The organism is Magnetofaba australis IT-1 (genome assembly GCF_002109495.1).
Classification (GTDB): domain Bacteria; phylum Pseudomonadota; class Magnetococcia; order Magnetococcales; family Magnetococcaceae; genus Magnetofaba; species Magnetofaba australis.
Genome location: NZ_LVJN01000018.1, coordinates 617,654 through 636,806 on the forward strand (window position 1 = coordinate 617,654; position 19,153 = coordinate 636,806).

The following is a 19,153-nucleotide window of genomic DNA, read 5'->3' on the forward strand; positions in this document are numbered from 1 at the left end:
AAATGTTTGTGTGACGCCGTTTGAGCGATCGCCGACTATTGGCCTCCGACTGGCTAGCGGCCAAAATGGTCGCTAGGATTCAAAACTGAACATATGGGCGCTTGAAGATATCGAGGGCTCCGCCCTCGAGCTCCCAAAGTCAAAATCCAAACCGTGGGCTCCGCCCACACCCGCTGGGGGCGCGGCCCCCAGACCCCGCCGCCGACCAGTCGGCGGCCAAGAGTCAGCGCAAGCTTCTCCTGCGTCACGCAAACATTGGCCATTCTGTGCAGTTATGGTTTGAACTCGCTATGTATCTATGCCTAGAGGCGCTCGCACGGCGAAGTTACGCGCGATTCGAGGCAAGCGAGTAGCGCAAAAAAAAGCCCTGAACCAGGTGGTTCAGGGCTTTTGAATGCTGTGCGTCAGTCGTCGACGCAGCGTAAAATGCTGATTACATGGAGAGATTGTTCAGCATTTTGGCGTCTTCAGCGTACTTCTTGCGCTCTTCTTTGGGCATGGGAATCAGGCCCTTTTCAGCCAGGTAACCTTCGTCGCCCCAGGCTTTTTCACTGCTGAACTCGCTCAGATACTCGGGGATGCCCGGAACCAGACCCACGTGCTTCTTCTTCACGTAGAAGTACAGGGAGCGGGAGACGGGGTAGTCGCCGGAAGCGATATTTTCGAAGGTGGGCTCAACGCCTTGAATCAGGCTGCCGTGCACCTTGTCGCTGTTCTGGTCGAGGAAGCTGAAGCCGAAGATGCCGAAAGCCAAGGGGTCAGCAGCCAGCTTCTGCACAATCAGGTTGTCGTTCTCACCGGCTTCCACATAGGCGCCATCTTCACGAACACCGTGGCAGATCGCTTTATATTTCTTTTTATCTTTCTTTTTCATCGCCTTGATGTCGGGGAAGGTTTTGCAACCACCTTCCATGGCCAGCTCGGCGAAAGCGTCACGGGTGCCGGAGGTCGGAGGGGGACCGAACACGCGAATCGGGGTCGGGGGCAGTTTGGAATCGACGTCGGACCACTTCATGTTGGGGTTGTCGATCAACTTGCCGTCGGGACCGGGCACAACTTTGGCCAGAGCCAGGAAGATCTGCTGTTTGGTCAGGTCAACGCGGGGGCCCTGGTTGGAGTTGGCCATCACGATGCCGTCATAACCGATTTTGACTTCGGTAATGTCGGTGATGCCGTTCTTGGCGCACTTCTCCACTTCCGACTTCTTGATGCGGCGGGAGGCGTTGGTAATGTCGGGATGCTCCAGACCCAGACCAGCGCAGAACAGTTTCAGACCGCCGCCAGAGCCAGTGGACTCGATCACCGGAGTTTTGAACTTGGTGGAGCGACCGAACTGTTCAGCCACAGTGGTGGCGAACGGGAACACCGTGGAGGAACCCACAATGCGGATCTGGTCGCGGGCTTCGGCTTGCTGAGGCGCAATGCTCATCAAACCGACCAGCGCGGCGGCGGTAATCAGGCTCTTTTTCATTACCTTATGACTCCCTTTGGATGGTTCGGAACTGCTATGGAGGATACAGATTCGTCGTCGATTGACGAGCGCGGGCCGAATCATAGGGAGGCCTTGTTACCCCTTGCGCGACAGGCTGTAACGTTTCCATGAAAAAATTCGCATCCGTGCGACTTTTTCGCTTACGCGCGCGGACAATGTGAAAAAGAGATGAAACCCTGGACAAGCTTCCGTGTTTTCACCACTCATCGCCGTCCAGTTCAATGACATCCTGATCATCGGCCTCTTCATCGTCATAAGGCACAAACTGATCTTTGCGCGCAGGGCACTCGGGACACTCCCAATCATCGGGAAGATCCTTAAACAGCGTTCCTGGCTGAATCCCCAACGCCGGAATGCCCTCGTCTTCATCATATACATAGCTACAAATCGGACAGTGCCACTTCATAACAGACTCCTCTCGTCATACAACGCCAGCGTCACATTGGGTTGGACGACGCATCGCCGCAACAGGGTGGCGCTGGCCCAGACAGACCAGGATACAAAAGGAAAGGATGCGCCAACCGATAGCTTCCGCTAGACTGGTGGCGCTTGTTTACCACGGTAAACGCACTTGCGCCTGCGCACAAGTGCCCTACACATTCAAAATCTGAATAAATCCATGATGAAACGTCCTCCGCACCACGCTCTGCATCGACTGGGATTGCAGACCACCGCCAGCGCCTTAACGCTCTGCCTGGGATTATCACTCTCCCTGGTTGAGGCAACGCCGGTCAGCGCAGCCTCAATGCAATCGGCTCTATCAGCCAAGGATCGCGCTTTCATCGACCGCGTCTCCTCGCAGGCTTGCCTCGAAGGCGGCACGGTCGCCGACTGTTTGGACGCCAAACGCAAAGAAAAGGTTCTGGAGGATAAGGGGTGGGAGGTGCGCCACTATGCGCGCGCCAACTTCAGCATTGTGGAGCGCAAATTCGCCAACGCCTATGGCAAGCTGACGCCCTACACCTGGATGATCAATAGCGAAGGGCATATTGCGCCGCAGAATGAGCGCACCCGCGAATTGACCCATAAGAAGGTCAACATTTCAAAATTGTTAAACATGGAAGCCCTGCGCAATGCCCCCCAGGTGTTTCTGAACAAGGACAATCCAGGGCTCCCCGCCGACGACCCCCGACTGCTCAAATTGCAGGCCGAGCAACGTGCGGCGCAACAAAAAACGCAGCCTGCTGCGGCCCCCGCCGGCGGCGCGAACACGAATGGCGCAACGCCTGCACCCGGTCAACCCGCCATGACGCAGAGTGGGGCCAATCTGGTGGGGTGTTTGGAGCGCGCTTGGTTGGAGGCGGTGATTGCTGCGCGCTTGCGGGGAATCGACGCCGTGGGTGACACTTATGTCAAAGAGGGCAAGTGCTATATGCTGCCCCCCGCGACATCGGTTCAGTTTATCCAATGGGAGTCCGCGCGCACGCCCATGCCGGTGGCGCGCATCACGTGGAATCGCTATATGCTGTGGACCACGGCGGACGCCGTGCGTTTGACGCCTTAGAAACTACGGCGCAGCGGACAAACCCGCGCGGTAGTGAAGGCCGTATAACGCTTTCCTGTCGGCCTTGCCCCTCGCCTCATCAACGGCGCACCATCCGGGCGAAGGGTTCCCGCTACGGCGATTTCGTCTTGTCCGCCTCTTTCAGGAGCCGTTCAGCGCGCTCAAGTTGCGTCGGCGACAACCCTTCGACCAAGAGTTTCAACGCCTCCTGGGCAGGCTCATAGCCTTGTGATGCGCTGCGTGAGAGCCAGACGTAAGCGTCCAGATAGTCCCGCTCATCGCCACTCTTGCGGCCCTTGTTTTTCAGCAAGCGGCCCAGACGGAACATGGCGCGCAGATGGCCTTGATTGGCCGCTTGACGGAACAAGCGCTCCGCTGCGCCCAAGTCGATGCGCCCCAAACGTCCGCTTTCCCGCAGCAGTCCCAAACGGAATTGCGCCTCTTGATTGCCCTGCCTGGCCGCCTTTGAATACCAATACGCCGCCTGCTTGAGATTGACCACCGCGCCATTGACGCCGCCCTTCTCCAGCAACTCGCCCAGGGAGTATTGCGCGGGAGCGAAGCCGTGTTCGGCGGCTTTGGTGAACCACCGCACCGCCTCAGCGCCATCGGCTTTCACGCCCACGCCCAGACGATAGTGGTTGCCCAGATTGTGGAAAGCCTGCACGTGGCCTAACTTGGCCGCCAACTGGTACCAGCGCACCGCTTCATAGACGTCGCGCTCCATCCCCTGGCCATAGTAGTAGAGCGCGCCGAGATTATTGGCCGCCTCGGCGCTGCCGCGCAGCGCGGCTTCGCGATACCACTTGGCCGCAGCGGCCAGATTGCGTTTGACGCCCTGGCCCAAATGGAGCTTGTAAGCCAGATGGAACTGCGCATCCATATTGCCCTGTTCGGCGGCGCGGCGCAGCCAGACAATGGATTGTGTCGAGTTGGCGGGAACCGGTCCGCCGCCCGCCAGCAGAATCCCCAACAACGCCTGCCCTTCTGCATGGCCGCCCTCGGCGGCCTCCACCAGCAGTTCATAGCCTTTTTTGGCGTCGTAGGGGCCGTCTTCATCGTCCAGATAGATGCGCGCCAGCGCGGTTTTGGCCTCAGCGCGGCCCTGTTCGGCGGCGCGCTCATACCAGGAGATGGCCAAATCCAGATCGCGGCTGGTTCCGCGCCCGCGATAGTAGAGGCCACCCAGATTGAACTGCGCTGCGGCATTACCCAGATCGGAGGCGCGCCGATACCAGCGCCGCGCCTGTACCGGATCTTCCGCTCCGCCTTTGCCGCTATCCCACAACGCGCCCAAGCTGTTGCACGCTTCGGCGTTGTCCTGATCGGCGGCCTTGGTGAACCATTTGCGCGCCTTGGCGTAGTTGCGCTTCACCCCCAGACCGTCGCGATACATCACCGCCAGATTATTCTGCGCATAGGCGTAACCCTGCTCGGCGGCCTGCTGGTACCAGTGCGCCGCCTGCCCCAGATCCTTGGGCGCGCCCAAGCCTTCGTGGAGCATGATGCCGAGCCAGTTTTGCGAGAAGGCGTCGCCGCTCTCGGCGGCTTTCATATACCACTGAACCGCCTGGGCGAGGTTTTTCGGCACGCCCACACCGGTGCGATACATATCCGCCAGGTTACCCTGGGCTTGGGTGTGCCCCTTCTCGGCTGCGCGTTGATACCACGCCGCGGCCTCTTTGGGATCGGCAGGTTGCCCCTCGAACCCCTCTTGCAGCAGGTCCCCCAGGCTGGTTTGAGAGAACAGATTGCCCTGCTCTGCGGCGCGTCGATACCACATCATGGCGCGGGTCGGATCCACCTCCACGCCGCGGCCATAGCGGTAGATATCCCCCAGATGATCCTGGGCTTGATCATCGCCCTGCTCAGCGGCGCGGGTGAACCACTTGATCGCCTGATCAAAGTCGCGCGGCACATGCTCGCCCTGGTAATAGAGCAGTCCCAGATTGAACTGCGCCGGGGCCTCGCCCTGCTCAGCGGCGCGGCGATACCAGATAACGGCGTCATGAATGTCCTGAGGAACGCCCACGCCCTGGGCCAGATAGAGGCCGACGATGAACTGGGCGCCGCGATCCCCCTTCTGTGCAGCCTGCTTGAACCAATGGAACGCCTGACGCGGGTTTTTCTCCACCCCACGGCCATCGCGGAACATCTCGCCCACTTTGAAAGCGGCGCTGATAATCGCCTGATTGCGGGAGTCCAGCAGCGGCTTCAGAGCGCGGATGGCGCGGGGCTGCGCCGTGCCGTCGGCACGGAACAGTTCGGTAATCCAGTAGGGTCCGGTGTCAAACGGCCGTCCGGCGGCGCGTCGATACCAATCGAGGGCGTCGGTGTATTGCGGACCGGAGCCATGCCCCTGCTCATACCACTCGCCCAACAGCAACTCGGCGAAGGGTTCGTTCAGGTGAGACGCCTTGCGGCAGCTCTCGAGCCCTTGGGCGCGTGGTCCGGCGCTGTCAAGCATGCCGCGAATGCGCAGCAGACAGATAGAGGTGTGGGCCAAAGCCGAACCCTGCGCGGCGGCTTTGGCGAACCAGTCGTGGGCCGCCTGCAGATTGGTTTTGACCACTGCGCCGCGCGCATAGAGCAGACCCAGGGTTAATTGCGCCTCGGCGTTGCCTGACGCCGCCGCGCGTTGGTAATGGGTCAGCGCGTTAAGCGGGTCGCGCTCCACGCCGATGCCTTGAAAATGCAGATCGCCCAATTTGATATGTCCGGCCGGCGCGTTCTGATCCGCAGCCTTTTGGTACCAACTGCGCGCCTGATCCACGTCTTTGGGGCCGCCCAAACCCTCTTCCCACAGATAACCGAGCATCACTTGCGCGGCGGGGTTGCCCCGATCGGCTTGGCTGGCGTAGTGGCGGCGCGCGGCGGCGTAATCGCCGCGGGCGAAGTTCATCGGCACAAGGGTGTCCGCAGCGGGCGTCGGCAGAGACGCCGAGGGCGGCGGGGCATCGGTGCTGACCGCCTGCGCAGGTTGCGGCGCGACGCTCAGCGCGATGGCGGAAGCGATCACAAGCAGACGAAAGAGGGCGGAAGATCCCATGAGCGACTCATAGTTTTTCCCCGTGTGCGCAAAACTGAAGCGACATGACTGCGCAAAACGGAAAGACGGAGATGGCAATGGCGGGAGCGCGCAATGCGGCTCAGTGTGTCAAATTCAGCCATTTTCGACATTTTCATGGCGTTACGCAATGCGTGGCGAACACCAATATTGAACAGATGCGGCTGTCGCGCCCGTGTTGAGCGTGAAACCCAGCGCGCGCAGTAAACAAGGCCGTCGCATTTGCTGCGTTTCGCCGCTGCGCAGCCGATGGTTTGGCGATCTCCACAGTGCTTGAAGAGAAGCCCCTGTGCGCCTGAGCGCTTATTTTGCGGCAGGGGCGTTTTTGCCGTCGCGTTCGCGCGCCATGTCCAACGCCTGGCGCACCGCCGAATCCGATAGCTGCGGGACCACCGCGTCATAGTTGGCCTTGGCGGCGGCGTTACCGGCGTCCATACCCAGCTTGAACCACATCAAGGCGCGCACCTTCTGCTCCAGTGACGCGCCCTCCTCCTCATACAGACGCCGCCCCAGAGCGTTGCGCGCGGCCGCATAGCCGGACTCCGCCGCTTTGCGATACCAGGGCAGCGCCTTGGCGGCATCCTGCTCGACGCCGATCCCCTTCTCCAACATGAAGCCCACCGCCGTTTGCGCCGGAGGATAACCGCCATTGGCGGCCTTGAGATACCAATCGAACGCAGCCTTGGGGTCGGCGGCGACCCCTTTGCCCCGCAACGCCATGTGCCCCAAATTGAATTGCGCCAAGGCGTCGCCATGCTCGGCGGCTTGACGGTAATATTTCACCGCCTTGGCGTAATCCTTTCGCACCCCGCGACCATGGGAGTATGCGAAGCCCAAGCTGTTGCTGGCGCGCGGATCGCCTGCTTCAGATGCCTCTTCAAACAGACGCATGGCGCGCTTCTCATCCTTGGGCGCGCCCTCGCCATCGCGCAGCATCACCGCCAGATTGTACTTGGCGCGCAGATCCCCCTGCCGCGCCGCGCGTTCATAGGCGCGCACGGCTTTCTGCGGACGTGATTCGCCGTTGATGCCTTTGGCGTAGAGACCGCCCAGGGCGGCGTCGGCTTCGCTCAACCCCTGCGCCGCAGCCATACGATACCAGCGCGCCGCCTCGCCCGGCTGTTTGGCCACCCCTTCGCCCTGGGCCAGCAGCGTGGCCAGGTTGTGCTGCGCCTCAGGCAGCCCCTGTCGCGCCGCCTCACGATACCAGCGCGCCGCTTCCTCCAGGTCACGCTCCACCCCGCGCCCTTCATCCAGCAGTCGCGCCAGCAGATGTTGTGAGAGCATGTGGCCATTTTCCGCCGCGCGCCGCAACCACTCCAGAGCTTGGGTGAGCGCCTCGCGATCGGGATCCTCTTGGTCCAAGATGGCCAGCGCAGCGCCATATTGCGACAACGGGTCCCCGCCCTGGGCGCCGCGCTCAAACCAAGTCAGGGCGGTATGACCGCCCACCGCACGCCCCTCCTCCTGGGCCAATTGGCCGAGACGATAAGTGGCGCGATGATCGCCTTCGGCGGCGGCTTTGATCAGCCACTGTCGCGCCTCTTTGGCGGCCTCGGGGGAGTCGGCGTCAAAACGTGGATTCTCCAACAGCGCGCCCAACCGCCACATGGCTCCGGCGTGACCGCCCTGGGCCGCAAGTCGAAACCAATGCGCCGCCTGGCGCAACTGATCCTGCTGTGGCGTGTCGGAGTTCTCCTCCAACAGCCACAGCCCCAACGTATAGGCCGCCTCCATGGAGCCTGCGGCAAACGCCTTTTGCGCCAACTCGCGGGCGCGTTGCGTATCCCGCGCCACGCCTGCGCCCCAGTAGTGATTCAAAGCCAACCGCAACAAGGCCCGTGCGGCGTTGCGTGGTGATCGCGCCGCCTTCTCATAGCGCGCCATCGCCGCTTGTGCGCGGCGCTTGCCGCCCCAGCCATACATCTGGAAATCGCCCACCGCCAGGCGACTGGCTTCAGACTGAGTCTCCGCCTTGGCGTAACCTGCTCGAGCGCTCTCAATATCCCTGTCGCGTCCGGTAATCTCATCCATCAGCGCCAGACGTTCGCGGGCTTGCGCGAATCCTTGCTCCGCTGCTTTTTTATACCACTGCCGCGCCGGTTTGCGGCCATCGGGGCCCAGCTCGCCGGACTCATAGGCAAAGCCCAGTCGGGTCATCGCCTCGATATCGCCGTCTTGCGCCGACTGCTGGAGCATGGCGAGCCATTTGGGCTCGGCGCCGTCGCGATTGTGCGCCCAACTCTGCGCGACCACGCCCCACACGCCCAGCAAACACACGACGGCGCAATAGCGCTGCGCGCGACGGGCAGACGCGGTTGTCATGAAAGTTGCGCCGTCATTTTGTCGAAATCTTGGCATTCCCTCGGCCCAAAGCTGTCAGAAATCAAACATATTCGAGGATTCTTACAGAAAATCCATGCAATACAAGCATGGCATGAGTGTTGCTTCTATCGAAACAACCAGTCGCGTCAGGCGTCTCCCGCCAGCGCACTGAAGAACAGACGCACCACCCCTTGCCGCTTGCGGCAAGATCGAGATTCCCCTGGCTCCCGTGACGATCCGGCCTGACCTGACCGGATGAGCCAGGGGGCGGCGCCTTGGAGCTGCTCCCGACCGAGGTGCCCGCTTTTGGCAGGTCGGGCCACAGTCTCAACTGTGGACCCGGCCTGCTTTTTTTATCGATTCCACTTTGCTTTGCGATAAAACGCTTCTATCTTGGTTATGAAGCGCCCTTTTGACAACTCAGGGGATGCATCATGACCAAGGCCTTGGATTCCGCCGCCATCGACCTGCTACGACAAGAGTTGGGGGAGGATCTCTCGCTGTTTATTGAGACCTATCTGCAACTCCTGCCTGGTCGTATTCATGCCATTGAAGAGTCGGTGCGCGCGCGCGACGCCAAACAACTGGGCGCGCAAGCGCATACCCTCAAAAGCAGCAGCCTGCAGCTGGGCGCGCATGAGCTGGCCCGCTGCGTGATTGAGCTGGAGCGACTCAGCCAACAGGAAGCGTGGGCTGAGATCGATCCCCTGGCGCCACGCGTCGTCGCTCTGGCCCATGCAACCCGTGAGGCGCTGGAGAGTATCGCATAAGCGAGCGCGCCGCGCCACTTTGCGCCTCCCATGGCTGCGCGCCATGTCAACGATCCGTTTTCACAACTGGCGAAACATCCCGATTCAAGCTCAGCCCTAGCGCTGCGCAGAGTGTCATAAACCCATGCCGCTTTCTGCACCCCCCAACCGCCCCGCCCATCCCGATGCGCCGCCGGACTTTGCCGAGTTCTGGCGCCGAACACTGCGCACAGTGGACGCCACCGATCCCCAAGTCAGCCGCTACCCCAGCATGGAGGCTGAAGCCCCGTCAGGCGTAATGCTGGATGAGTTGCGTTTCACGTCGCTGGGGGGCGAACAGGTGTGGGGCTACGCATTGATCCACGACGATGACGCGCCACGCCCGCTCATCGTGCATGGCCATGGCTATAACGGCGCCTGCCTGATCAAAACACACTGGGCCGAGTCGGGCATCAATGTCATTGGCGTCGACACTCGCGGCCATGGACGCTCTGACGCGCTACTCAGCTACCCGTTGTCCCGCTGGGGACGCGCCCTGACCGGCATCCACTCGCCGGAGCAGAGCCTGCTGCGCGGCGCGGTCATGGATCTGGTGCAAGCGCTGCGCGTGGGCGTGGAGTTGGTGGGCGAAGCGCGCATCAGCCGCCGCCTCTTCTATGGGTTCAGCTACGCCGGCTGGCTGGCGACCATGGCGCAGGGGATCACCAATCGCGCCGATCTGCTGGCGGTGGGCGTGCCCACCTTCGGCTGGCGCGAAGGACGGCGCTTCTTCTCGTTGCAGGGCTCTGGCGGCGAGGTCAACGCCTACCTGGCGCGCAATCCGGAGGCTGAGGAGGATGTGATGCGCGTACTGGGCTATTTTGATCCGGTCAACGTGGCCCAGCTGATTCAATCCCCCACCCTCATCGGCTGGGGCCGCCGCGACGCCATCGTGCCGGAACAGACCGTGCGCGCCATCGCCGATCTGCTGCGCTGCCCCCACGAGCGTTACTCATTCCCCATCAGCCACACCGAGGAGCCGCTGGAGACGCTGTGGGAGATCTTTGACCAACGGGTGCAACGCCTGGCTCTGGAGGGCGCGCCGCCAGAGTTCGGCGACAAAACGCCGTGCCATCTCATCGCCGAAGACGCCGCCCCTTACAACCCCTTATTCCCCGGCATCGGCTAACGCCCGCGCCTGCCCCACCCACTCCCGGTACTGCTCCCGCAAAGCGTCGACAAAGCCGCCAATCTGCTCGTTATCCAACGGATCCGCCATGCGCTCGGAGAGCCGGAACGGCGGTTGAATCATCGCCACGGTACGGACTCGGGTTAAGCGTTTGTCAAAGTTGGCCACCACAATGGGGCAGATCAACGGCTCCGGCTGCAGCCGCGCGGCCAGATGGAAAATGCCTTTGCGGAATGGCAGCGGCGACTCCTCTGTGCTGGTGGTGTTGCCCTCCGGGCAGATGAGTAGATTGCGCCCCTCCGCCAAAGTCTGCCGCGCGCGCTCATTAAACGCTTCGCGATCCCGCGTGCGACTCGATTCCGTCGCCTCCTCGCCGGTGTCGCCGCCCACGTAGATATAATCAAAGCGGTCAAAATAGCGCTGATGCTCATACTCGTTGAGCTCCGAGCGCCGCACCACGCGCAGGGCGTTCTGCCCATAGTGGCGATAGAGAATCATGGAGGAGACGAAGTGGGTGTCCAGGGTGATCATGAAGCCCGCCGGCAGCTGATTGGCGGTGTCGTTGACCAAGTGGTTCATGATGAAGATGCAGCCAGACTCTTCAGGCAGATTCTCCCACCCCACAATGCGGTGTCCGACGCTGGAGAAGAGCCGCCCAAAGCCCAGATTGGCGCGTGTGCGAATCACCTCGGCGTCCTGCCCGGCCGGCGCGCTGGCCACCCCTTCATAGATATCCTGCAAGCCGCGGAAGAACATCAGATCCCGATGGATGCGTCCCATCAGGTCCAAGCAGGTCTCCGCCAGATTGCGCTCCAGAAAGTCGCCGTCGCGACGCACGTTCTCAAGCACCTGGAAGGCGTCTCCCAAGGTGAGGCGGTTGGCCAGATAGTGCGGAATGCGACGCAGCGGGGAGTTGACCGCCAACTGCGGCCCCTGCTCGTCAATGAGGCTCTGAATCGCCAGCGACTCCTGATCATAGCGCTGGGCGATCAAGCGCGCCCGGGTGGTGCGCAGACGCCCGCCAATAACCCACAGCAGCCGCCGCATCACCAACGCGCCCAAGGCTGGATCCTCGCGCATGGCGCGCTCAACCGGCTCACGGGGCAGCGCCAGCAGCACCGAACGCTCCAGCGCCACGGCGTCGGCGTCCTGGCGGAACTTCTCCACCAGGGCCGTCCAGCCCAGGGTCTGCCCCGGGCTGCTGAGGGTCTGATAGGGCACGCGGGTGGAGCCGGTGGTCACCTGCATCGCGTCGGAGCAGGGCCACAACAGTTGAATGCGGCCGTCGGCCAGCAGAAAGAGTCGATCCGACGCATCGCCCACCCGAAACGCCGCCTGCCCCGCCTCCAACTCCACGCGTTGGCCCATATCCAGCAAACGTTCGCGCAGCGACTCATCCATCTCCTCAAAGAATGGGGTATGACGCACCGCATCACGCACTTGGTTCACATCCGCCAACAGCTCCAGCGCTTCGGTTTGCGCAGGCAGTGGCGGCTGAATCGGCGCCGACAGCGGCACCAACCGTCCAATGGCCCGCGCCAAGCGCTCTGACGCCGCTCCCGCCACGGCGCACAGAAAGCCCGTCGCCTGCTGCGGATAGGCGGTCAGAAACGCTTCCAACCCCGCCCGCTCAATGCTGATCAGCAAACAGTCGGACTGGCAGCGCGCCGTCTCCATATAGCGATAGGGCGCGCGAAACGCCGACCACCCCAACACCGAGCCCTCGGCGTCGGTCACATCCACCAGGAATGGATCCTCCGCGCCATCCAACTGCACCAGATGCTGCACGGCGCCGGAGACCAGCACAAAAATCCGCCGCGCTTCGTCGTGCTGTCGCAGGATAAAGCGCCCCGCGCTCATGCTCACGCCGCGCACGTGCGGCTCCAACTCAGACAACTGTTCCCAGGATAGATCGACAAACAGCGCAGAACGCGCCAAGGTCTCCAACAGCCCCACGCAAAATCCTCCACAACACAGGCCGCAGCCTGTTACGACGCCTTTGCGACGCCCACGACAGTCCTATCTTGCTACTCGATTTCAAACTGCTCCTTGCGGAACACAGGCCGCTGTCCGGCTTTGATCTCAGCATCCGAAGCGCGCAGGGTGGAGTCCTCACAGCAGAGCGGGTCCTCGCCATCGAGCTTGGGATAGATGCCTGCGCCCTGCTCATAGTAGTAACGCAGCAACCCATGACCATCTTTTTGCGCTTGCTCCAACGCTTGCATGGCGCGGCCCATCAACTCTTCCGGAGCGGTCACCTGCTGCCGACACGCCGCCAACCCCATGGCCAATTGCGGCGGAGCGATCTCATCGCTGGTTTCGGAGTTTTGCGTCATCAGTTGTTGCGCATCCCGCAACGACTCAGCCCGCTGGAGACCTTGACGAATATTGTTATGTGTCAACATCACGCCAAACAGCCCATCGCCCAACCAGGCGACAGCGTCCCCTTTCTGAAAGGAGAGATGGCGGCGAATACGCGCCACACATGTCAACTCCACATCCGCCACGCGACCATCAGCGCTGCGCGCCGCCAACTCCGCATACCCCTCCATGCGCGCCAGCAGCAAACAGAAGGGATCGCCAATGATGGTTTTGCGCTGGATGCCCGTATCCAATAAATCATCGAAGAAATCGGCGTTCCACACGCCCAGGGTCGCATCCAGATTGCGCGCGCGCATGTGCTCAACGCCCTGCGCCCAGGAGGAGCCGCTTAAACGGGTCAACTCCAGTTGAGTGGCCAGACCCAACCCCACCACGTCGCCATCCTGCAACGGCGTCGGCCCCAGAATCACCGTCCCATTGATGCGCACGCCATTGGCCGAACCCAAATCTTCAGCCACAACCTCACCAAGCTCAGTAACACTGACGGAAAGATGGCGCCGGGAGGTCGCCTCATCCTTGAGCACCCAATCGTTTTCCACACCACGACCAATCAAGGTGGCGCCCACTTTCAAAGGCAACGCCATCCAGCGCGCAACACCTGAGCGATCCACCAACCCCCAATCGCTCAGATCTTGTTCATCTTGCGACTCAGACACCAGCTTTCCCCTCACGCATGGTTTGTCATCGCGTTCCGAGGCTGCCTACTCAAAGTCTGCATGACGCGAATCCATCCCACACTCAAACAGCGCACAATGTCGCCCGAAACAGACTCCGACGAAACCAGCAATTGTGATACCTATCAAGAGCGATTATAATTCAGCCCGGTGGACCGTGTGAATGTCCAATTTTTCTGAATTGTTATATATCGCTCTCAAATCTTGACCGTTGCGCCGACGCGCGCCTGGGCATTTCGTACGCTATCGGCCTGAATCGTATGTTTTTCTATCCCTTTACCTTGCGCCGCCTCCTGCCATTGTGCGCGCTCTTGCTATTTCTACTGTCCGCTTGCAGCGACAACAGCGACCAGGAGCGTTTGGCCCATGGCCAGGAGTTGGCGCAATCGCTGTGCGGCAATTGTCACGATCTGAGCGCCAGCCAACGCAATCGCCAAGGCCCTTATCTGTGGCGTCTTATTGGGCGCAAAGTCGGCAGCACGCCGGGCTACCCGCACTCCAACGCACATACTCAGGTGGGACAGACTCTGGGCCTTGCTTGGACCCAATCGGCGCTGGCGGAGTATCTGTACCATGGCCCGGATCAAACGACATTTCCACTCTCCAAGTTCACAGAACTCAGCTCCGGCGCGGCATCCAACCTAAGCCCAGCGCAACTGCGCGCCATGCGCATGGCGTTAGGCGACGCCCAGGCGCGTGAGGATTTGGCCCTCTACCTGGCCTCCTTGGGCGCGCCCGAAGGAGCCGCTGACGCACCGACTGTGGCCAACGCTCCCACAGCCCAACCACAAGCAGAAGCGACTCAGCGCGCGCACTCAGCCCCAGCGGCGTCGCCTGGGGCGGCGTCCCCTCGGCAAACCGAGCCAGAGCTGGCCCAATCCACCGCCCAGGAGGCGCAATCCGTCTCCCTGCGTCTTCTCAGCAATCCGCCCGGGGCGGCGACATTTTTTGAAGGGCGACGCATCGGCGTGACGCCGGTTGTCAAAGAGGGGCTCAAACCTGGCTATTTCCGCGTGCGCATGGTGCTGCCAGGTCACCACACCTGGGAGCGCGTCATCCAGGCGGGCGATTCGCCCCAAACCACCATCACCGCGCAACTTACGCCCATCCGTCATCGGTTGGACGTACATGTGGAGCCCAACGACGCCGATATCCGTTTCTCCGCAGACAATGCGCCCTATCAACCGGCCATGACCTTGCCGCCGGACCGCTACGAAATGCGCATCAGCCATAGCGGCTATCTGACTCAAGAGGTGATCGTGGATCTGACCAATCAGGATCAGATCATCCATGTGGCCCTGGAGCCGCTGGCGCCGATTCCGCCTTCAACCCAAGCGCCGCTGCGCAAGTCTCAATCCGCGCAAACGGCTCAACCCATCGTCGATGCGCAAACAAGCGACGCGAACCAGCCCAGCCAGGAGACGCCGAATCCCCAGACCTCCGCCGACGAGCAGCTGTCAGCTGATGCTGCGCCGCCCCTTGCCAGTGATCCAATTGAAGACAAGGCGGCCGACGCCGCCAAAGAGGGCGGCATCGCCCTGGCGGCAAATGAAACAGGGCACGATGCCGACACGCTGCGCAAAATCGCCGATCTGCTGGCGCGTGGGGAACAGAATCTCCAGGCGGACCGCCTCTCTTCTCCGCCTGTGCGCAACGCGGTGGCGCGTTTTGAGGCGGTGCTGGCCTTGCAGCCGGATAATCTGACCGCCAAAGCGGGACTGCTGCGCGTGGTCGACCGTTACATTGAACTGGCCGCCGCCGCCCAGTCGAACAAAGAGCGCACACAACTGCTCGAGCGCGCGTCGCGCATCGCGCCGGACGACCCCCGTTTGCGCTCAGCCAATGGCTCCAGCGCGCCTCCCGCCGTTATTGCGCCCAAGCCGGAGACGCCGCCAGCGCCCGCCACCTTGTCGCCCATGGGGCAGAGCGCCCCACAGGCGCCCTCCGTACAACCGAGCGCCGACAATGACGCGCGTATCGGCGCGTTGTTGGACGGCGCACGCGCTGACCTGAAAGCGCTGCGTCTGGCCTCTCCAACTGGCGAAAACGCAATAGACAAATTGCTACAGATTTTCGACCTTGACCCCAATCATGCCAAAGCCAAGCAGCTCATGACCCAGGTGGGTGAGAGATACCTGCAACTGGCGGGCAAGCAGCGCCTACCGGCGCGCGGGTGGACATTGCTGGGGTATGCGGGCGTGGTGTTGGGCGCAGACGCGTCGCCTCAGTGGCGCGTCACACGCCAAGAGATTGCCCGGCAGTGGCGCCGCCAGATGCCGAACCGCGAGAAACTGTTGCGAAAAGCGGAGAACTATTTGGCCAGAACGCGCCTGTCGCTGCCCATTCAGGATAATGCGCGGGATTTGGCGCTGGCGGCATGGGCGATCGCGCCGGCGCAAGCCGACGCCAAGACGCTTCTCTTACGCATCGCCGCCCAGTTTACCGAACTCTCGACCGGCAAATCTGAGCCTGAACGCGGTGTTTTTCTGCGTCAAGCCGCGCTGCTGCAGCGCCTTTCTGATCAGACTCTGCCCAGCGCCCAATAAGCGCATCAGAACGCAGAGATGGAAAAGCAGAAGCCTATTCAGGCTTTGCCTCAATCGATTTGTGTTGAGGAATTCCCGCGCGGCAATGAGATGACGCTGCCCACCTTTATGCTGCAGGGAGCACGCGCTGGGCGTGGCTCGATCACAAGGATTCAGTCCGCCGCCAATCCGTTCCACTGCGATGCATGAGCGCCAAGAAGACAAAGCCCAACTTGCACACACAGCCTGATTCCGCCTCTTTGAGAACGGAACACCGTGATGGAAGCTTGAAGAGCCTGGGGCTTTGCCCCAGCCCCACACGGGCGCTGCCGGTGACCTGCGAAGGCTCCGCCAAGGGCCCGCCAGGCGGGACGCCCTCCTGGACCTCGGTGAGTTGTCTTCTACGCGCAAAAGAGTGATCTGTGCTTGTCCACTTCTGATTTCTCACGCATCTATTGCCAGGACACCTCAAATCTTCAACAAGGCGTTGCCACTGGCGGACTCAACCTTATCCTGGTCTCTGAACCGTCCAAATAATGGGGTCCATTTCTTGCCTCCATTATCCCGCAACCAGCCCCAACATGATCACCCAAAGCCCCATGAGCACAATCAGCACGCGCCAACTGGTCAGCAACGCGCGCAATGCATCAACTGGCTCAACGGATGTGTTGTGAGCAACAACATACGCCCCTTTGCCAAGCTGCTCGAAGTCGCGGATTATCTCCTGAAAAGTGGCGCTGCCGTAGCGATCCTCATCGCTCCAATTCTCGGTAAAATGGTCCTTGGCCCGCTGCGCCGCTGCAACCGCTTGGGCGCTGAACGCCTGGTCAGACAGTGACGGGTCCACTGCGCCCACCGCCTCCTGCGCTGCAACCGTCGCCATGCGAATTGCGCGAATCACCTCGGACGGGTAGATCCCCTGCGCATCCCTTTTCTCGGCGTCCTGAAACTGACGTTTGAAGATCTGTTGAACAATCCTCTCTCGAGCAGTTGAAGCGTCTGTTTTGTGGATCACCATCTTCGCTCCATCATCTAGCCGTCATCTGGCCTGCAATACGAATCGACGAATCCATTCAGCTCTGCGCCGCAACGGATAACATACAACGTCTTATAGTCCGCGAGCGTCTTGAGTCGCGCCATAAAATCCTGATTCCAGAATTTGGGACACATCTTTAACACTCGATAACTCTGCAAACTCCCCTTCAGCACAGAGGCGCCATCGGGCCACCCTTGCGGCTTGATCATCACGCCCTTGAGCAAGCGCTTGGTGACGAACCAATAGCTCATTGCATAAGGCAGGTCGATATAGATCAGCGTATCGGCCGCCTCCAATCGCTTATGGAATGCATCCATAGGTCCAAAGCCATCCAGGATCCAGTGATCAGAAGCGACAATCTTGTCATGGGCGGCGTCGAAAATGGGCCTGTCGACCACATCGCCATCAGCCTGGTAGAACAACGAATCCACGGCATGCAGTGGCAGTCCCGTCGCCACGGATAACGCTCGACTCAGCGTTGATTTTCCACTTCCCGGTTTACCAAAAACAGCAACCCTCTTCACCTTTGCCTCCATCAGGTTTGACCAATCCCGGGAGGCGAAATGAGAAAACCCGCCTCACGGGCGGGTTTTCAAATGACAAACACAGCGAACGCCCATCTCTCCCTATTGAGCGATGGCGATAATTCGGGCGGTCAGTTGTGCGCGTTTGGTATCCATGCCAGCATAGTGATCACTCTCTGTGGTCACGTCAACACTTTCCCTTTGCGTGTTTCGGTTCAGTTGGAAAATGACAAACAAGCCGTTTATAATGTGTAGATAATAAGCGGAGGTTTGTATGGAACGGAAGAAGCGGAGATTTACGGCTGAGCAGAAGGTAGGCTATGTGCGCCGTCACCTGGTCGAGAAGGTGGTTCTCTCGGATCTGTGCGACGAGGCGGGCATTCAGCCCAGCCAGTACTATCGCTGGCAAAAGGCTTTGTTTGAGAACGGCGAAGCGGCCTTGTCTGACAAACGCGGCCAAAAGGCTTGTGACCGACAGATTGCCGAACTAGAAGCGAAGTTGGCAACCAAAAATGAAGTTATGTCTGAGCTTCTTGAGGCGCATGTTGCGCTAAAAAAAAGTCTTGGGGTGAGCTGAACGGCTGCTGGGTGGAGCCGGACATACGGGATTCGGTGGTGAATTTCGTGGCGTTTTGGTCAGACAAGAGCGAAATCGACACGAGCCGAATTATCAACTGGATAGGCGTGCAAAGGGGCAAGTTCTATTCATGGCGCAAGCGCTATGGAATGGTTAATGACCACAATGGCCGTATTCCCCGAGATTTTTGGCTGGACGATTGGGAAAGGGAAGCGATTGTCGCCTTTTTCCATGAACATCCGTCAGAGGGCTATCGGCGCCTGACCTACATGATGCTGGATGCAGGCGTGGTGGCGGTCAGCCCCTCTTCAGTGCTGCGTGTGCTCAGAACTGCCGGGCTGATGCGTCGTTGGAGCCCATCGCCCTCGCAGAAGGGCACAGGGTTCAAACAGCCTTCGGAGCCGCATAAACACTGGCATGTGGACATCTCCTATCTGAATATCCAGGGGACGTTCTACTATCTGTGCAGTGTCCTGGATGGATGTAGCAGGTTTATCTGTTTCGGTTCAGTTGGAAAATGACAAACAATCGTTTATAATGTGTAGATATTGAGCGGAGGTTTGTATGGAACGGAAGAAGCGGAGATTTACGGCTGAGCAGAAGGTAGGCTATGTGCGCCGTCACCTGGTCGAGAAGGTGGTTCTCTCGGATCTGTGCGACGAGGCGGGCATTCAGCCCAGCCAGTACTATCGCTGGCAAAAGGCTTTGTTTGAGAACGGCGAAGCGGCCTTGTCTGACAAACGCGGCCAAAAGGCTTGTGACCGACAGATTGCCGAACTAGAAGCGAAGTTGGCAACCAAAAATGAAGTTATGTCCGAGCTTCTTGAGGCGCATGTTGCGCTAAAAAAAGTCTTGGGGTGAGCTGAACGGCTGCTGGGTGGAGCCGGACATACGGGATTCGGTGGTGAATTTCGTGGCGTTTTGGTCAGACAAGAGCGAAATCGACACGAGCCGAATTATCAACTGGATAGGCGTGCAAAGGGGCAAGTTCTATTCATGGCGCAAGCGCTATGGAATGGTTAATGACCACAATGGCCGTATTCCCCGAGATTTTTGGCTGGACGATTGGGAAAGGGAGCGATTGTCGCCTTTTTCCATGAACATCCGTCAGAGGGCTATCGGCGCCTGAC

The 19,153-nt window shown here is 60.5% G+C and carries 17 protein-coding genes; 9 read left to right on the forward strand and 8 right to left on the reverse strand.

Annotation, left to right across the window (positions count from 1 at the left end; all coding sequences use genetic code 11):
* Positions 1-433: 433 nt before the first annotated feature.
* Entirely contained in the window at positions 434-1,471 is a 1,038-nt protein-coding gene (locus MAIT1_RS08840; RefSeq protein WP_085441910.1) for a PstS family phosphate ABC transporter substrate-binding protein, read from the reverse strand.
* A gap of 217 nt (positions 1,472-1,688) precedes the next feature.
* Positions 1,689-1,898: a rubredoxin gene (locus MAIT1_RS08845; RefSeq protein ID WP_085441911.1), complete on the reverse strand. Its 210-nt coding sequence runs from the start codon at positions 1,896-1,898 to the stop codon at positions 1,689-1,691.
* A 213-nt stretch (positions 1,899-2,111) separates the two neighbouring features.
* Here MAIT1_RS08845 and MAIT1_RS08850 point away from each other — a divergent pair, with 213 nt between their 5' ends.
* Positions 2,112-2,996, forward strand: coding sequence for a hypothetical protein (locus MAIT1_RS08850; protein ID WP_143814740.1), 885 nt, complete (start codon positions 2,112-2,114; stop codon positions 2,994-2,996).
* A 112-nt stretch (positions 2,997-3,108) separates the two neighbouring features.
* On the opposite strand, the gene MAIT1_RS08855 is transcribed toward MAIT1_RS08850, so the two are convergent.
* The gene (locus MAIT1_RS08855; RefSeq protein WP_085441913.1) at positions 3,109-6,045 is read right to left on the reverse strand and encodes a tetratricopeptide repeat protein; all 2,937 of its coding nucleotides are present in this window, start codon (positions 6,043-6,045) and stop codon (positions 3,109-3,111) included.
* A gap of 321 nt (positions 6,046-6,366) precedes the next feature.
* A complete protein-coding gene (locus MAIT1_RS08860; RefSeq protein WP_158089398.1) occupies positions 6,367-8,388 on the reverse strand; it encodes a tetratricopeptide repeat protein in 2,022 nt (673 codons plus the stop codon).
* A gap of 434 nt (positions 8,389-8,822) precedes the next feature.
* Between MAIT1_RS08860 and MAIT1_RS08865 the strand changes: the two genes are divergently transcribed.
* Together MAIT1_RS08865 and MAIT1_RS08870 are read left to right on the forward strand one after the other, a co-directional pair.
* The gene (locus tag MAIT1_RS08865) at positions 8,823-9,158 is read left to right on the forward strand and encodes an Hpt domain-containing protein (RefSeq protein ID WP_085441915.1); all 336 of its coding nucleotides are present in this window, start codon (positions 8,823-8,825) and stop codon (positions 9,156-9,158) included.
* 124 nt (positions 9,159-9,282) lie between these two features.
* A complete protein-coding gene (locus tag MAIT1_RS08870; RefSeq protein WP_085441916.1) occupies positions 9,283-10,305 on the forward strand; it encodes an acetylxylan esterase in 1,023 nt (340 codons plus the stop codon).
* On the opposite strand, the gene MAIT1_RS08875 is transcribed toward MAIT1_RS08870, so the two are convergent.
* The gene (locus tag MAIT1_RS08875; RefSeq protein ID WP_085441917.1) at positions 10,285-12,261 is read right to left on the reverse strand and encodes a cyclic nucleotide-binding domain-containing protein; all 1,977 of its coding nucleotides are present in this window, start codon (positions 12,259-12,261) and stop codon (positions 10,285-10,287) included. The genes MAIT1_RS08870 and MAIT1_RS08875 overlap by 21 nt on opposite strands.
* 71 nt (positions 12,262-12,332) lie before the next feature.
* On the reverse strand, positions 12,333-13,343 hold the full coding sequence (locus MAIT1_RS08880) for an FHA domain-containing protein (protein WP_085441918.1): 1,011 nt from the start codon (positions 13,341-13,343) through the stop codon (positions 12,333-12,335).
* Positions 13,344-13,672: 329 nt separating this feature from the next.
* Here MAIT1_RS08880 and MAIT1_RS08885 point away from each other — a divergent pair, with 329 nt between their 5' ends.
* Both MAIT1_RS08885 and MAIT1_RS21815 read left to right on the forward strand, forming a co-directional pair.
* The gene (locus tag MAIT1_RS08885) at positions 13,673-15,907 is read left to right on the forward strand and encodes a PEGA domain-containing protein (protein WP_158089399.1); all 2,235 of its coding nucleotides are present in this window, start codon (positions 13,673-13,675) and stop codon (positions 15,905-15,907) included.
* Between the two features lie 18 nt (positions 15,908-15,925).
* Complete coding sequence (locus MAIT1_RS21815) at positions 15,926-16,096, forward strand: hypothetical protein (RefSeq protein ID WP_158089400.1); 171 nt, start codon at positions 15,926-15,928, stop codon at positions 16,094-16,096.
* A gap of 349 nt (positions 16,097-16,445) precedes the next feature.
* On the opposite strand, the gene MAIT1_RS08890 is transcribed toward MAIT1_RS21815, so the two are convergent.
* Together MAIT1_RS08890 and MAIT1_RS08895 are read right to left on the reverse strand one after the other, a co-directional pair.
* A complete protein-coding gene (locus MAIT1_RS08890) occupies positions 16,446-16,904 on the reverse strand; it encodes a hypothetical protein (RefSeq protein WP_085441920.1) in 459 nt (152 codons plus the stop codon).
* A 14-nt stretch (positions 16,905-16,918) separates the two neighbouring features.
* The gene (locus MAIT1_RS08895; protein ID WP_085442035.1) at positions 16,919-17,446 is read right to left on the reverse strand and encodes a P-loop NTPase family protein; all 528 of its coding nucleotides are present in this window, start codon (positions 17,444-17,446) and stop codon (positions 16,919-16,921) included.
* Between the two features lie 274 nt (positions 17,447-17,720).
* On the opposite strand from MAIT1_RS08895, the gene MAIT1_RS08900 reads away from it, so the two are divergent.
* The 4 genes from MAIT1_RS08900 to MAIT1_RS22025 are packed head-to-tail and all read left to right on the forward strand — an operon-like array spanning position 17,721 to position 19,152.
* Entirely contained in the window at positions 17,721-18,023 is a 303-nt protein-coding gene (locus MAIT1_RS08900) for a transposase (protein WP_085440078.1), read from the forward strand.
* Positions 18,024-18,034: 11 nt separating this feature from the next.
* On the forward strand, positions 18,035-18,544 hold the full coding sequence (locus tag MAIT1_RS08905) for an IS3 family transposase (protein WP_143814556.1): 510 nt from the start codon (positions 18,035-18,037) through the stop codon (positions 18,542-18,544).
* 43 nt (positions 18,545-18,587) lie between these two features.
* Positions 18,588-18,884, forward strand: a complete 297-nt coding sequence (locus MAIT1_RS08910; RefSeq protein WP_085440023.1) for a transposase — start codon at positions 18,588-18,590, stop codon at positions 18,882-18,884.
* 16 nt (positions 18,885-18,900) lie between these two features.
* Entirely contained in the window at positions 18,901-19,152 is a 252-nt protein-coding gene (locus MAIT1_RS22025; protein ID WP_198947834.1) for a hypothetical protein, read from the forward strand.
* Position 19,153: the final 1 nt, after the last annotated feature.

Coding starts and splice junctions, on each gene's coding strand:
- MAIT1_RS08840 (WP_085441910.1), bottom strand. CDS start 1,471: ATGAAAAAGAGCCTGATTACCGCCGCCGCGCTGGTCGGTTTGATGAGC.
- MAIT1_RS08845 (WP_085441911.1), bottom strand. CDS start 1,898: ATGAAGTGGCACTGTCCGATTTGTAGCTATGTATATGATGAAGACGAG.
- MAIT1_RS08850 (WP_143814740.1), top strand. CDS start 2,112: ATGATGAAACGTCCTCCGCACCACGCTCTGCATCGACTGGGATTGCAG.
- MAIT1_RS08855 (WP_085441913.1), bottom strand. CDS start 6,045: ATGGGATCTTCCGCCCTCTTTCGTCTGCTTGTGATCGCTTCCGCCATC.
- MAIT1_RS08860 (WP_158089398.1), bottom strand. CDS start 8,388: ATGACAACCGCGTCTGCCCGTCGCGCGCAGCGCTATTGCGCCGTCGTG.
- MAIT1_RS08865 (WP_085441915.1), top strand. CDS start 8,823: ATGACCAAGGCCTTGGATTCCGCCGCCATCGACCTGCTACGACAAGAG.
- MAIT1_RS08870 (WP_085441916.1), top strand. CDS start 9,283: ATGCCGCTTTCTGCACCCCCCAACCGCCCCGCCCATCCCGATGCGCCG.
- MAIT1_RS21815 (WP_158089400.1), top strand. CDS start 15,926: ATGGAAAAGCAGAAGCCTATTCAGGCTTTGCCTCAATCGATTTGTGTT.
- MAIT1_RS08890 (WP_085441920.1), bottom strand. CDS start 16,904: ATGGTGATCCACAAAACAGACGCTTCAACTGCTCGAGAGAGGATTGTT.
- MAIT1_RS08900 (WP_085440078.1), top strand. CDS start 17,721: ATGGAACGGAAGAAGCGGAGATTTACGGCTGAGCAGAAGGTAGGCTAT.
- MAIT1_RS08910 (WP_085440023.1), top strand. CDS start 18,588: ATGGAACGGAAGAAGCGGAGATTTACGGCTGAGCAGAAGGTAGGCTAT.